At 57.2% G+C, this 13,403-nt stretch carries 13 protein-coding genes; 10 read left to right on the top strand and 3 right to left on the bottom strand.

Going from position 1 to position 13,403, the window contains the following annotated elements:
- The first annotated feature begins 24 nt into the window (after positions 1 to 24).
- The 7 genes from fliP to AAFM46_RS15920 all read left to right on the top strand — a co-directional run bounded on the left by fliP (position 25) and on the right by AAFM46_RS15920 (position 6,276).
- Positions 25 to 843 (top strand): flagellar type III secretion system pore protein FliP, encoded by an 819-nt coding sequence (gene fliP, locus AAFM46_RS15950; protein WP_343318780.1) that lies wholly within the window; start codon positions 25 to 27, stop codon positions 841 to 843.
- On the top strand, positions 840 to 1,112 hold the full coding sequence (gene fliQ / locus AAFM46_RS15945; protein ID WP_283528905.1) for a flagellar biosynthesis protein FliQ: 273 nt from the start codon (positions 840 to 842) through the stop codon (positions 1,110 to 1,112). The genes fliP and fliQ overlap by 4 nt, the downstream gene beginning before the upstream one ends.
- An 11-nt stretch (positions 1,113 to 1,123) precedes the next feature.
- The gene (locus AAFM46_RS15940; RefSeq protein WP_283528908.1) at positions 1,124 to 1,894 is read left to right on the top strand and encodes a flagellar biosynthetic protein FliR; all 771 of its coding nucleotides are present in this window, start codon (positions 1,124 to 1,126) and stop codon (positions 1,892 to 1,894) included.
- The gene (locus tag AAFM46_RS15935; protein WP_343318778.1) at positions 1,884 to 3,002 is read left to right on the top strand and encodes an EscU/YscU/HrcU family type III secretion system export apparatus switch protein; all 1,119 of its coding nucleotides are present in this window, start codon (positions 1,884 to 1,886) and stop codon (positions 3,000 to 3,002) included. Before AAFM46_RS15940 ends, AAFM46_RS15935 begins: the two co-directional genes overlap by 11 nt.
- Positions 3,003 to 3,072: 70 nt before the next feature.
- Complete coding sequence (locus tag AAFM46_RS15930; RefSeq protein WP_283530091.1) at positions 3,073 to 5,097, top strand: flagellar biosynthesis protein FlhA; 2,025 nt, start codon at positions 3,073 to 3,075, stop codon at positions 5,095 to 5,097.
- Positions 5,075 to 5,977 (top strand): hypothetical protein, encoded by a 903-nt coding sequence (locus tag AAFM46_RS15925; protein ID WP_343318777.1) that lies wholly within the window; start codon positions 5,075 to 5,077, stop codon positions 5,975 to 5,977. Before AAFM46_RS15930 ends, AAFM46_RS15925 begins: the two co-directional genes overlap by 23 nt.
- Positions 5,978 to 6,012: 35 nt before the next feature.
- Positions 6,013 to 6,276: a carbon storage regulator gene (locus AAFM46_RS15920; protein ID WP_283528915.1), complete on the top strand. Its 264-nt coding sequence runs from the start codon at positions 6,013 to 6,015 to the stop codon at positions 6,274 to 6,276.
- Between the two features lie 19 nt (positions 6,277 to 6,295).
- Here AAFM46_RS15920 and AAFM46_RS15915 read toward each other — a convergent pair whose 3' ends face one another.
- The 3 genes from AAFM46_RS15915 to AAFM46_RS15905 all read right to left on the bottom strand — a co-directional run bounded on the left by AAFM46_RS15915 (position 6,296) and on the right by AAFM46_RS15905 (position 9,300).
- Complete coding sequence (locus tag AAFM46_RS15915) at positions 6,296 to 7,834, bottom strand: stealth conserved region 3 domain-containing protein (RefSeq protein WP_343318775.1); 1,539 nt, start codon at positions 7,832 to 7,834, stop codon at positions 6,296 to 6,298.
- Positions 7,835 to 7,971: 137 nt separating this feature from the next.
- Complete coding sequence (locus AAFM46_RS15910) at positions 7,972 to 8,409, bottom strand: hypothetical protein (RefSeq protein ID WP_343318774.1); 438 nt, start codon at positions 8,407 to 8,409, stop codon at positions 7,972 to 7,974.
- A gap of 174 nt (positions 8,410 to 8,583) precedes the next feature.
- Positions 8,584 to 9,300 carry a TetR/AcrR family transcriptional regulator gene (locus AAFM46_RS15905; protein ID WP_343318772.1) on the bottom strand — a complete coding sequence of 239 codons (717 nt, stop codon included), beginning with the start codon at positions 9,298 to 9,300 and terminating at the stop codon, positions 8,584 to 8,586.
- A gap of 149 nt (positions 9,301 to 9,449) precedes the next feature.
- On the opposite strand from AAFM46_RS15905, the gene AAFM46_RS15900 reads away from it, so the two are divergent.
- From AAFM46_RS15900 to AAFM46_RS15890, 3 genes are read left to right on the top strand one after another with little or no spacing between them, the layout of a single operon-like run.
- Complete coding sequence (locus AAFM46_RS15900) at positions 9,450 to 10,844, top strand: NAD(P)/FAD-dependent oxidoreductase (protein ID WP_283528925.1); 1,395 nt, start codon at positions 9,450 to 9,452, stop codon at positions 10,842 to 10,844.
- Positions 10,845 to 10,901: 57 nt separating this feature from the next.
- Positions 10,902 to 11,849 (top strand): universal stress protein, encoded by a 948-nt coding sequence (locus AAFM46_RS15895; protein ID WP_343318771.1) that lies wholly within the window; start codon positions 10,902 to 10,904, stop codon positions 11,847 to 11,849.
- Positions 11,846 to 13,378 carry an APC family permease gene (locus tag AAFM46_RS15890; RefSeq protein WP_283528929.1) on the top strand — a complete coding sequence of 511 codons (1,533 nt, stop codon included), beginning with the start codon at positions 11,846 to 11,848 and terminating at the stop codon, positions 13,376 to 13,378. The genes AAFM46_RS15895 and AAFM46_RS15890 overlap by 4 nt, the downstream gene beginning before the upstream one ends.
- Positions 13,379 to 13,403: the final 25 nt, after the last annotated feature.

The following is a 13,403-nucleotide window of genomic DNA, read 5'->3' as shown; positions in this document are numbered from 1 at the left end:
GCGCACTCGCGCAGTTACCTCCGGATGGCTGCCTTAGCCTTCTCGGTGCTTGTCGTGTTGTATTTGCTGTTGATCTCCACATCCATTTCCGCACATGCCTTGACGGGCATGCTCCCGATGGATCCCGTGGACCCGACCCCGCCCACAGATCCAACCCCGCCAGGGGAGAGCGACGGCGTCAACGTCACTGTCAATGGTCTGACAGGCAGCCCCAGCTCCTCCATCGTCACATTGTTGGCGGTCACTTTATTGTCAGTTGCTCCGGCACTGCTGCTGATGATGACCTCTTTCACCAAGATCTTTGTGGTTCTGGCCATGGCTCGCAACGCCGTCGGGCTTCCATCAATTCCGCCCAACCAGGTGCTGGCCGGGCTGGCGCTATTTTTGTCACTGTTCATCATGGCGCCGACTCTGACCGAGATCAATAACATTGCCGTGCAACCGTTCCTCGACGGAAGCATCGACATTAGCCGGGCGTTTGAACTTGCCGGAACACCGTTGCGCCAATTCATGCTCCCGCATACCCGTGAGGCGGATATCGCTCTCATGACCCGGGCCGCCGAACGGGAAAATCCGGCCACACCAGAGACAGTTCCAATGCTGACGTTGATCCCGGCCTTCATGATTTCTGAGTTACGGGCCGCTTTCATTATTGGGTTCGTTATTTTCATTCCTTTTTTGATCATCGACCTTGTGGTTGCCTCAGCGCTGATGTCGATGGGCATGATGATGCTTCCGCCGGTGATGATCTCGTTGCCGTTCAAGATTCTCCTGTTCGTGTTGGTGGACGGCTGGGGCCTGATCATTACTTCTCTTATTCAAAGTTATGCAGGTGGGCCGTGAATTCTGCTGAAGTCCTAAATATTGCCGTACAGGCCTTGTGGGTGGCGGCGAAGCTGTGTGCCCCCATCCTGATCACGGCTCTTGTCGTGGGGTTTTCCATTTCGCTGGTGCAGTCCATCACACAGATTCAAGAGGCCACACTGTCTTTTGTGCCCAAGGCAGCCGCAGTGGTGATTGCGTTGGTAATTTGTGGGCACTGGATGATTACCGAGATCGTCACTTTCACGCATCAACTCTTTGACAAACTCCCCGCGCTGCTGGCCGGTTAGGCACAGAAGCTATGAACATTCCCGTTGAACTGGCGTGGTTGGAGGCCGCGCTGCTGGCTGTGGTGCGTGCCACAGCCTTCATTGTTATTGCACCACCTTTTTCCTACAACGCCATCCCGTTGCGGATCAAAGGCATGCTGGCTCTGGGTCTGGGTCTTGCCATGAGTAATCGGGTGGTGGTTGGGCCCGAGGTGAGCGAGGTGGGCCCTTTTGTTACCGCTGTCATCTTGGAAGTTGTTGTGGGCGCGGCCTTGGGATTCTTGGTGTACGTAGTGTTCGCTGCGGTGCAGTCTGCCGGATCCATGATCGATTTGTTTGGCGGATTTTCTATGGCCCAGGCATTCGATCCACAGTCCATGGTCAATGGAGCCCAATTCACCCGGTTATTTCAAATGACAACGCTGGCACTGTTGTTTGCCTCTGATGGCTATCAGCTCATTATCGGTGGCCTGGCTCGATCCTTTGACGCCATCCCAATCGGTGGGGGATTGGATTTGACGAACCCCGCCGACGCCATGGTGGGCGCTGTGACACAAATGTTTTTAGCCGCTGTGCAGATTGCTGGTCCGCTGATGGTGGTGCTCTTTCTTGCTGATGCAGGGTTGGGTTTGCTCACGCGAGTGGCACCCGCCCTGAATGCTTTTGCATTGGGATTTCCGCTAAAGATCATGCTGACGCTTACTTTGGGTGGGCTAGTGCTGATGGCATTGGGCCCGGTGGTTGCGGCTTTGGTGACCACAGCCATGACGCAGTTGTCCGGGGTGATCAGCCGTGGCGGATGAACCCAGTGGGGAAAGAACCGAAGAAGCCACCGACAAACGTATGCGGGAGGTGCGCGAAAAAGGCCAGCTTTCGCGATCTCAGGACTTAACGGCGTGGGTTGGCGTGGGGGCTGCCGCTCTCTTGATACCGGGTGTGATCTCGCGCGCCTCCAATGAGTTGGCCGAACAAATGTTCACCGTTACGGCCATGGCCGCCAATCCGGAACCAGAGGCAGCAGTGCGGGCCATGGAGGACGCCTTTATGTCCTTGACCAATATTCTAGGAATGCTGTTTGTTGGTGTTGTGGTGGCAGTCCTGGCGGCTGCAGTGTTGCAGGGTGGAGTGCGGTTTAAAAAATTCAAACCCAAATATGAACAATTTAACCTCCTCAAGGGCCTAAAAACCGTGTTTGGGACGCAGGCGCTGTGGAATGGGGCCAAAGCGCTGCTGAAGACAGCCGTCGTCGGACTTGTATTGTTCATTGTCATCGAAGGGCTAACATCGACGCTCTTGCGTTCCTCCGGTGCCCTGCCCATTTCAGAACTGCTATCCACAGCCGGTGCGGGACTTGTTCAATTGATCCAGTACGCGGTTGCCGCTGGAATGCTCTTGGCTGTGGCTGACGTTTTTGTTGTTTCCCGGCGAAATCGGAAACGGACGCGAATGACCAAAAAAGAGGTCAAAGATGAGCACAAGAGCACCGATGGTGATCCACTGGTAAAGTCGGCCCGTCGCCAACGCCAGTTGAGCATGGCTCGGAACCGCATGATGGGCGCGGTGGCGACGGCCGACGTCGTGCTGGTAAACCCCACCCACGTAGCCGTGGCACTGCGTTATGAGCCCGGTAAATCAGCTCCCCGCGTTGTGGCCAAGGGTGCGGATCGGGTTGCTCTGCGCATCCGCGCCGAGGCCGAGGCCAAAAAGGTGCCGGTCGTTAAAGACATTCCGCTGACCCGCGCCCTACACGGCTCCTGTGAGCTGGGAGCTGAAATTCCGGTGGCACTGTACAACCAGGTAGCAGCCGTCTTGGCCTTCGTCATGGCGCTGAAGAAGCGTGGTGGCTCCGCCGGAACCCACCAGATATTAGCTGCCGGATCAAGCATTCCTCCGAGTCTGGTCCCGGTATGAATAGCAACGCCGCCGTATTGTCCCGTCCTTCCAACCTAAGGAAACCGCTGTGAACCGCAACGTGTCAAGCATGGCCATCCCCATGGGTGTGGTGGGCATTGTGCTGCTGCTTGTGGTGCCCATTCCCACCATTTTGTTGGACATACTGATCATCATCAACATCGTGTTTGCACTTTTGGTGCTCATGAATACCATGTTTGTGCAGAAACCTCTTGACTTCTCCGTATTCCCGTCGCTGCTGTTGGTTGCTACGTTGTTCCGGCTGGGCTTGAATGTTGCTTCAACTCGTCTAGTTCTGGGACAGGCCCATGCGGGGGCGGTCATCCAGGCTTTTGGTGAAGTGACAATTGGTGGAAACCTCATCATCGGGGCCGTGATTTTCCTGATTCTTGTGGTCATTCAGTTCGTCGTGGTCACTAAGGGTGCCGAGCGAGTAGCCGAGGTTGGTGCCAGGTTCACTCTGGACGCCATGCCAGGAAAGCAGATGGCGATTGATGCGGACCTCAACACGGGTTTGATCACTGACGCCGAAGCTAAGGACCGCCGGGCGGAAGTATCCGCCGAGGCTGATTTCTACGGTTCTATGGATGGAGCATCGAAGTTCGTCAAGGGTGATGCAATAGTCGGCATCATCATTATCTTGATCAACCTCATTGGTGGAATTGCAATTGGCCTGGGCCAGCGCGGTATGGAAATCTCCGACGCCTTGCACACCTATTCCATGCTGTCCATGGGCGACGGATTGGTCTCGCAGATCCCCGCGCTGCTCATGGCCGTGGCTACAGGCATGATTGTCACCCGCTCCAATGCTTCTGCCGATCTAGGGACGACGGCGGCCGCACAGTTAACGCAATCACGTCCGGCTTTGATGGTGGCTGGCATTGCGGCGATCATCATGGCACTGATCCCCGGTATGCCAGCGCTTTTGTTCCTAAGTGTTGGTGCACTGATGCTGTTCATGGGTCAGCGGGTTAAATCCGCGGAAAAAGCTGCGGCTCAGGCATTGGCTTTGGAGTCTTTGCCTTCTGCTGCGCCGGTAGAAACTACGCAGGACATCCTTGAACAAATGCGGGTTCAGCCCCTCGAGATCCAACTGGCCACTGATTTGGTGGACTTGGTGAACGGATCCGCCGATGATCTGCTGGCCCGCATCCGGGCCCTGCGGCACAAAGTTGCCATGGAACTGGGAATCGTGGTGCCACCGGTGAGGACGCGAGACCACGTGGAACTGCCGCTATCTAGCTATGTCATCCGCATTGCGGGAGTGGAGGCCGGCCGTGGCACCGCCCCACCCGGTCGGGTGCTGGCGCTGGGAGATAATCTAGCGGGCTTGCCGGGCACCCCCACTGTGGAGCCGGTCTTTGGGCTGGCAGGGAAATGGGTACCGGCAGAAATGCGGCACAGTGCGGAAATGGCTGGTGCCACGGTTGTGGACCGTGTCTCGGTCCTTGTCACCCACCTTTCCTCCGTTGTTAGTGCCAATGCTGCGCGGCTCTTGAGCCGGGAGGATGTCCGGGTCCTCACCGAGGGCGTGAAGGAAGTGTCTCCTTCCACCGTCGAGGAACTGGTTCCTGCGTTGCTGTCCCTGGGTGAGGTGCAAAGTGTCCTACAGGGCCTGCTAAGCGAGCAGGTGCCCATTAATGATTTGCCTCGCATCTACGAATCTTTGTCACTGCAAGCCAAAAAGGGAACCGATACCGAGGGACTCGTTGAGGCTGCGCGGAACTCGTTGGGCCCCGTCATTGCTGATAAGTATTTAGATGAGGGTACTCTGGCGGTGCTCATGATCGACCCAACTCTGGAACAGGAAATGCTCGAAGGGCTGCGTCCCTCCGAGCTGGGCACCCAGATCATGATGGATGCCAACAAGCTCGACGCCGTCCTGGGTTCAGTAAGCGACAGAGCGGCCGATGCCGAGGCGGCCGGCAGGAATACCGTCCTGGTCTGCGCTCCGGCACTGCGTCCGGCAGTGCGCAGACTTGTGGCTGGGCGGGTTTCCGGACTCCCAGTCCTGTCCTACACCGAGGCTACCTCCGGTAACCCAACCATTGAAACGTTAGGAGTGATTCGCGGTGTCCAGCCAATTTCAGCTTAAGGGTCACAGCATGGAGAGCCTGCGCTGGCAGCTCTTCGAAACCTACGGTTCCAGGGCCCGGATTATCCGTGCAGAACGGATCCAGACCGGCGGAGTTTTTGGGATCGGGGCAATCACCAGCTTCGAAGTAAACGTGGAAGTTGATGACCTTCAGGAGGATGATCCGGGGCTGACACGCCATGAACGCTCGCGGTCAGTGGAGGTCAACCGAGGCCCGGCAGTGCCGAGACGTGGCCTCGGGGCGTTGTTGGCCCAAGCGGACAACGCTGATAGTGCTGCGCCAAGCCAAACACTGAAGGCCCTTGAACAGAAACCAGATTTTGATGCCATCATGGGAGAGCTTGCTGGCGAAGATCCCTACGATGATTCTGCCCAAGTGGACTCGGCACGAGCCATGCCTCGACCGTCGCAGCGGCCAGGAGATGTCATCATCCTCGCGGGATTGCGTGAACAGCCGTTGCATACGGCCTGGAGCATGATTAGTACCCTTATGGGTGGTGCAGACCTGCTGACAGCAGGAGACCACCGCTCTGTGGGCGTCAGCCACGTCTTTCTCGATAGCGTGGGGGTGAAGAGGGCGCAAGCCCTGGCAGCCAGCGTAGGAAGGCCGCTATTGATAGCATTTAGCTTTGGCCAACGCGGATCATCTAACTTGTCGGTGCTTGCCTCTCTACGGCCCGCCCAGCTGTGGCTGGTGGTAGACGCAGCTCACAAGCCTGAAGACACTCAGTCATGGGTTCGCCGGGCCTGTAGGTACGCGGTTCCTGACGCTTTGGCTGTTGTGGGGGCCACTGACACTATGACGCCGGAAACGGTCAATGAGCTTCGGCTCCCGGTTGGCTGGGTGGACGGTCAACAGGCAACATCAACTGAGCTTTAATATTCCCCCAACTGCATATCCAGGGAAGGAACTGCATGCTGGTACTAACACGCAAGATTGGCGAAAAGATTGTCATCGCAGGAAACATCACGGTGACAATTCTCGATGGCGGCCGCGGCGAAGGAGTGCGCATAGGCATTGACGCCCCACGGGATGTGAGCATTCATCGAAGTGAGGTCATCGATGCCGTTTCGGCGAGCAACTTAGAAGCTGTGGAAGGCTCGGCGGTGGTGGCTACACAAAGTGCTGATAGTCCTGAACAGCTCATTCTGGCCGCATTGGGCATTACGCTGACCTAGATGCGGACTGCGTGGGAGGTTACTTCTCCCACGGTGCCTTGAATGGAAAATACTTTTCTAGAAAATCCGTAACAAGTTCGCGGCGCTCAGTTGACGTGGCGTCACCGAAACTGCCGTCATTAAGGCACAGAAAATCCGCGTTTCGGCGCGCTAAAATTCCACCCAGTGCCGCCAGACCCTTATTGCTGGTGGTATCAACATAGATACCCTTCCCGTCTTTGTGCATGACGGCCCGGCCGGTCAGCAGCGCGTAGTAGTGGTAAAGAGAGTTTGTAACCGAAATATTATCGCCAGCCCGGAAGGTACTGGCTGCGGTTGCGGCAAACTCAGGGGCAAACTCCTCGCCAAGTTCGGCCAGTACTGACCGTCTCAGAGGTGCCGCGCTATGTTCTAGATGGTGGGTGGTGAAGGCGCCAAAGCGGTCCCACAAGAGCCGGCGATTCACGCGGGCAGAGTTTTCAAAACCGCTACGCTGTGGCTCACTAACGCCGAGCCCAATCCTGTTTGGCGAAAGCATGAAGCGGGTTATGCCGCCGGGGGTGAAGAATAATTCCGGCGAAAGTGGCCGGCCAAAGAACATGTCGTCATTGGAATACAAGAAGTGTTCGGCCAAGCCGTCAATGAGGTGCAATTGCGACTCCACCGCCATGGAATTGTGGGTGGGCAGCACTGAGGGGTCCGCAAAATGCTCGTGGCTGCGCACAAGTGTGACGTTGGGGTGCTTGGCCAACCAAGCCGGTGCAGGGGAGTCCGTGGCAATAAAAATGCGCCTCACCCAAGGGGCAAACAGGTACACGGAGCGCAGAGCATACTTCAGCTCGTCTACGTGGCGAAAGCGCGATTCGTGCTCATCGCCTTCGCCAAGCAGCGCGCCTGCTTCCATTTCCCGGCGTGCATCCTGATACGTCTGAGTGCTGCCATCAACCCAGGAGAAGACCATGTCAATCTCAAAACGAATGTCAAAAACATGGTCCATGAACATGTTTTCGATCGTTGGCCAATTTTGACCGTACATATTTACTGAACTGCGAGTGGCACTTGCGCGATCAACGGTTCGCCGCGTCAGGGAATTTTCCACCGGGAGATCAATGTGGGTATCAGTGAAAGACCAGAGTTCGATCTGGACTCCCCACGCCGCACCATAATACAAACCACCGCGTGGCTCAATGCGGGGGCGAAACAACCTCATAATGCGTGTGTTGGGTGCGGCTGCCAGCTTCCCCTCTGCAAGCAACACAGTGATTTTCTTTGCATCAACACTGCGCGCGTAGAAAGGCTCATGCGCGAAGGCAGTGGCGAGTGCTTGTTCTAGCGCTGGGCGCAGTGTGCGCTCAATTGCAAGCACCGGACGTTGATCATTGCCTCGGACTAGCAGGTAATCGATTGTGCATGCATCCAACACTGCCCGGATAGCCAGGAGGTCCTCCACCATGGCCTCGTGCGGCGTCAGCCCATTTTTCCCTGCGCCATTTTTCCCTGCGCCATTGAGCAGGGCCAGCCGACCACGGTTCAGCACCACATCATCACGGCTGAGAATAAGTTCCGCCTGGGGGCTCATTGCTGTGGTGGGACCATTGATGGGCGTGCTGGTCAGGGCTGGCTCCGGGGACTCAGTGTGGCTGGATGTGAAGGGGAACCAACACGCGGACAGAGTCCGGTGCTAGTCACTGCAAGAGTTTACCGCGCGTGTGCTTTCTATTTCTTTTGTTCTTTCCTTTTTTGTGTACGGCATGTCCGGTTGAACAGCAGTGCCACAGCAATGCCTGCCAACCAGAAATCCTTAGCCATGGAGGTGCCCTCGGGAGTTGGGCGGATACTGCCGGGCGCTGTCATGCCCGGGGCTTTGAGGTAGGTGGCCACCAGTCCGGTAGAAAAGACACCCAACGCAAGTCCGGCCAAGCGGCTGGGAATAAATGGAGTTAATATCAGCGAGCCAAGGGCAATTTCGGAAACACTTAAGGAGCGCCCAAACTGGTCAGCTGAGAGCTTCGCAGCCTGTGGGATGACGCGTTGTGCGGAAGTTTGCAGGCCCGCGGCCTGATCGGAAGTGAGGCTGAGCTTGCCAATCCCGGCGTTGAGTATGAAAGCTCCGGAGACGAGTCGGAGTGCTGCGTTGCTGATGCTAAATCCCATGGTGAGCTCCTGTGCATTCTGGTGGCTGTCTAAAGGTTCAGCCTAAGGTTGCTGGCCCTGTGTGGCTAGTGTTCTGGCACGTTGGCCGATTCAACGCGCCGAGTTGCCACTTATGGTGCCCAAAATCGAGTTTACGACACCATAAGTGGCAACTCGGCGTGAGTTTGCTGTGAATTAGCCGCTGGGAGGTCCCATAGTGGCTGCGAGTCCTGCGATCATGGCCTTTAAGCCCAGAGTAAATGCAGCATCCGCATCATTTCGAGGTGAAGCGGAACCCTCTGAAGCCCCTGAACCCGAAGGGCCGCAGCGGCCCCGACGGGCGACGGCGGCGCTGAAGTTCGGTGATTGCGGCGCCATGGTGCCGGCGTCGAAGATGTCAGCTGGGGCATTTGCATCGTAGGCGGAACCGTAGATGAACGATTCCAGGGCAACCACCGCGTCAATGATTCCCTCGGGTGCCCAGCCTGCGGCGAGAAAGCCGTTGGTGACGGCCTCATACATGGTGATGGTTTTGGGGGCGTTGGTTACCGGCAGTAGGGCAATGACGGGGATGAGCGGCAAATGCGAGGCAAAAACGTTCCTGTAAGAATGCGCCCAGGTGTTGACGGCCGTTTCCCAAGACTCGGTGGCAAAGCTTGAAACATCAACTCTTCCCATCAAGTGGTCTTCCACCAGTAGCAGTACGTCTTGTTTGGAGCGAACATGGTTGTACAGCGCCGATGGCGCTACATTCATTGACCTGGCTAGTGCCGCCATGGTGAGGCCTTTGTAACCATCGTGACTGATTAGTTTCAGGGCTGCCCTGGTGATCCGGGCGGAACTGAGCAGCGCGTGCGGGGGGCGACCTGCCCGGCGTCGTCCGTCTCCTGGCACTTCTGCAGCTGAAACCAAGGCGGGTACTCCTTCTCCACCCCGGCTGGGGCACAACTTATTTACTCACACCACTTTACGGATGTGGTGATGTCAGTTACAGTCTATTCTAAATGAACGGCATTCATTTAGTGAGGCCCATCACTGGATGCTGCACAAGAGAGGTAGTCATGAGTTCTGCAGGAAACTCCACCATCGAGCGCGAACGTAACTGTGATGTGGTCATCATCGGCGCAGGCCCATCGGGATTGACCGCAGCCCGTGAGTTGAAGAAAGCCGGGCTGAGCGTTGCAGTTGTTGAGGCGCGCGACCGTGTGGGAGGACGCACGTGGTCCAACACGATTGACGGAGCATGGCTGGAAATTGGAGGCCAATGGGTTTCCCCGGATCAGACTGCCTTGATTGGTTTACTTGAGGAACTCGGCCTGGACACGTACTCCCGCTATCGCGATGGGGACAGCGTCTACATTGCCCCGGACGGCACCCGCACCCGGTACACCGGTGAGATGTTCCCGGTCAGCTCTGATACCGAGGCGCAGATGGACAAACTCATCCAAACCCTGGATGAGTTGGCCGCCGCCATGGATCCCGCCAAGCCATGGGAACACCCGCAGGCGCGTGAACTGGATATAGTTTCCTTCCACCACTGGCTGCGCGGCCAATCCGATAACGAGGAAGCCTGCAATAACATTGGCCTGTTCATCGCCGGCGGGATGCTGACCAAACCCGCGCACGCTTTCTCGGCTCTGCAGGCTGTCATGATGGCCTCCACTGCTGGCTCCTTCACCAACTTGGTGGATGACAATTTTATCCTCGACAAGCGCGTCGTGGGCGGTATGCAGGGCGTTTCGGTAGCCATCGCCAACGACCTCGGTGAGGATGTTTTTCTGAATTCTCCTGCCCGCACCATCCGCTGGGAGAAGTACGACGGCGACTACCGGGCCACCGTGATTGCCGACGGCGTCACCGTGACTGCTCGCCGCGTCATCATGGCCGTCCCGCCGAACCTGTACAGCCGGGTCTCTTACGATCCGCCGCTGCCGCGCCGTCAGCACCAGATGCACCAGCACCAGTCGTTGGGTTTTGTGATCAAAGTTCACGCTGTCTACGAGACTCCGTTCTGGCGTGAAGATGGCCTGTCCGGCACCGGTTTCAGTGCGTCCTCGCTGGTCCAGGAGGTTTACGACAACACCAACCACGAGGACTCCCGCGGCACCTTGGTTGGCTTCATCTCGGATGAGAAGGCCGATTACGCCTTCACCCTCTCTCCCGAACAGCGCAAAAAAGAAATCACCGCAGCGCTCGCAGAGTTCCTAGGCGACGCCGCCGCGGACCCCGTTGTCTATTACGAATCCGACTGGGGAACAGAGGAATGGACTCGCGGGGCCTATGCCTCCAGCTACGATCTGGGCGGCCTGCACCGCTATGGCGCGGACCAGCTGACCCCCGTTGGACCCATCCATTGGTCTTGCTCGGATCTGGCCGCTGAGGGCTACCAGCACGTTGACGGTGCTGTCCGCATGGGTCAGTTCACCGCGGCTAACTTGATTGCCGAACTGAAGTAAAACAGCCACTAGGCGCCATCAGCAGCACAGTGACAATGACGTCCTAAGGAGGACCTTATGCGGTATGTAGTTGGGTATAGCGCCAATGCTCGTGGCGGTGACGCCGTGAACTTGGCAGTGGGTTTGGCTCGTCGGCAGGGTGCCTCCTTGGACCTCGTCATGGTCATGCCAGAAGGTTCGCCGTACAACGGCGTTTATCCGCCGGAGACCGGGTTCGGCACTATTTTGGCCAAGCAGGTCTCAAAATGGCTAGATGAGGGCTTGGCGCTCATTCCGGCTGATGTGCCGGCGCAGGCCCACATCCGTCGGGGCGACTCTGAGGCGCAGGCGCTTATTGCAGCGGCAGGGGAGTTGGGGGCCGCAATGCTGGTGATTGGTGCCAGCAGTGCCGGCTTGTTCAAGCGATTCTCGGTTGGTTCGGTTGCCAGCTCCCTGCTGCACGCCTCCACAATTCCTGTTGTCTTGGCCCCGGCAGGGTATAGCCGCACAAAAGCACTCACGCGCCTGACCTGTGCACTTGGCACCCGGGCAGGAGCCGAAGACGTGCTGCGAACAGGGATTGCTATGGCAAGACGCCGGTCTCTGCCATTGCGGCTAGTTTCGCTGGTGGCCTTGGGCTCCGGCGATTCGGGCGCCACTGTAGAGGATGCTGAACGTCACCTTAGACAGGTTGCCGAAGCTAGCCAAGGCGTTGAGAGCAGCGAGCTGGAGAAGCTGGACATCGACGTTGTGGTTGGCCACGGGCGCACTATTGAAGACGCTGTGGACAACCTCGATTGGAAAAAGGGCGAGATCCTACTGATTGGGTCAAGCCGTTTAGCTCAAAATAAATCGATCTTTTTGGGGGCAACGGCCAACCGCATCCTGCGAGCCCTGCCAGTGCCCATGATCGTGGTGCCGCGCAACTACGTGCTGCAACCGGAAGAACTCTTCCAGACAACCCAGATCCCCGTCGTCAAAGCAACGAAGCCTGAGGCCGCGGGACCAGCAGAGGTGATGAAATGACAAGTCCAGACACAGTTAGGAACGCCGCCGGCGACCACGGACTCAGTGAAAAGGGCCTTAAGGCCGGCTCCGTTGGGCTCATTGGTGCTGTTGTCATAGGCATCTCCTGCATTGCCCCGGCCTACACCCTGACAGCCGCCCTAGGACCCACGGTCTCGGAAGTGGGCGTGCACCTGCCAGCGATTTTCCTTGTGGGGTTCATTCCCATGTTGCTGGTGGCGTTGGGATACCGGGAATTAAATAATGCCATGCCCGACGCCGGTACCTCCTTCACTTGGGCAACCCGAGCCTTTGGCCCGTGGCTGGGCTGGATGGGCGGTTGGGGGTTGATTGCTGCCACCATCATTGTGCTCTCGAACTTGGCGGCGGTGGCAGTTGATTTCTTTTACCTGATGCTGGCGCAAATATTTTCCAATCCTTCACTGGCGGATCTCACCCGAAACCTTCCACTAAACCTGGCCACCACCATGGTGTTTATCGCAGGTGCATGTTGGATTTCATACCGGGGTATGGAGACCACCAAGTCCTTCCAGTACATTCTGGTTGCGTTCCAGTTACTGGTTCTTGGCTGGTTCGCCTTCGCGGCCTTCGCTCACGTGGCCAACGGCACGGCATTTGATGCCACAGCCATTCAGGCTGACTGGTTCAATCCCTTCGCCGTTGAATCGTTCTCGCAGTTCGCCGCAGGTGTTTCGTTGTCCATCTTCATCTTTTGGGGTTGGGACGTCACGCTAACAATGAACGAGGAAACGAAGAACCCGAAAAAGACGCCCGGCCGGGCAGCTACCGTTACGATCATCGTCATTGTGCTGATCTACATGACGGTGTCCTTGGCCACGCTGTCCTTCGCTGGCATCGGTACTACAGGACTCGGCGCTGGAAACCCGGAAAATCAGGGCAGCATCTTCGCCGTCCTTGCCGGACCTGTCATGGGGCCTTTCGCAATCTTGATGTCGCTGGCCATTCTGAGTTCCTCGGCGGCGTCTTTGCAGTCAACGTTCGTTTCGCCGGCCAGGACGCTGCTGTCCATGGGGCATTACCGTGCACTGCCTAAGAGCTTCGGCAAGATCAGCCCCACGCACAAGTCACCTGGCTATGCGACAGTGGCAGCAGCCATTGCTGCAGCAGGGTTCTACATCATCACCCGGACCCTGTCCGAGAACGCCCTGTGGGATACGATCACGGCTTTGGGCATGATGATTTGTTTCTACTACGGCATTACTGCACTAGCCTGTGTCTGGTATTTTCGCGCAGAAGCCTTCCACGGGATCAAGAATTTTATTTTCAAGTTCCTTGCCCCGCTCATCGGCGGTGTGATTTTGCTTGTCATGTTCTTCAAAACGGCCTATGACTCGATGGATCCCGATTATGGTTCAGGTTCCAACATTGGTGGACTAGGACTGGTATTCATCCTTGGCGCCGGGGTCATTGCCCTCGGAGCGGTGCTGATGTTCTTTATGTACCGCAGCCACCCTGAATTCTTCAAGGGTGAGGTACTGGGGAAGGCCAGCCAGCCGTACAACCCCTAGAAGCTCGCTACATAAAAAGCCACCG

The organism is Arthrobacter sp. TMP15 (genome assembly GCF_039529835.1).
Taxonomy (GTDB): Bacteria; Actinomycetota; Actinomycetes; order Actinomycetales; family Micrococcaceae; genus Specibacter.
This window is presented reverse-complemented; position numbering and strand designations above follow the sequence as displayed.

Bases quoted from the DNA above. Each gene is read 5' to 3' on its own strand.
- fliP (WP_343318780.1), top strand. From the start codon at position 25: ATGGCTGCCTTAGCCTTCTCGGTGCTTGTCGTGTTGTATTTGCTGTTG.
- AAFM46_RS15940 (WP_283528908.1), top strand. From the start codon at position 1,124: ATGAACATTCCCGTTGAACTGGCGTGGTTGGAGGCCGCGCTGCTGGCT.
- AAFM46_RS15930 (WP_283530091.1), top strand. From the start codon at position 3,073: ATGGCCATCCCCATGGGTGTGGTGGGCATTGTGCTGCTGCTTGTGGTG.
- AAFM46_RS15920 (WP_283528915.1), top strand. From the start codon at position 6,013: ATGCTGGTACTAACACGCAAGATTGGCGAAAAGATTGTCATCGCAGGA.
- AAFM46_RS15915 (WP_343318775.1), bottom strand. From the start codon at position 7,834: ATGAGCCCCCAGGCGGAACTTATTCTCAGCCGTGATGATGTGGTGCTG.
- AAFM46_RS15910 (WP_343318774.1), bottom strand. From the start codon at position 8,409: ATGGGATTTAGCATCAGCAACGCAGCACTCCGACTCGTCTCCGGAGCT.
- AAFM46_RS15900 (WP_283528925.1), top strand. From the start codon at position 9,450: ATGAGTTCTGCAGGAAACTCCACCATCGAGCGCGAACGTAACTGTGAT.
- AAFM46_RS15895 (WP_343318771.1), top strand. From the start codon at position 10,902: ATGCGGTATGTAGTTGGGTATAGCGCCAATGCTCGTGGCGGTGACGCC.
- AAFM46_RS15890 (WP_283528929.1), top strand. From the start codon at position 11,846: ATGACAAGTCCAGACACAGTTAGGAACGCCGCCGGCGACCACGGACTC.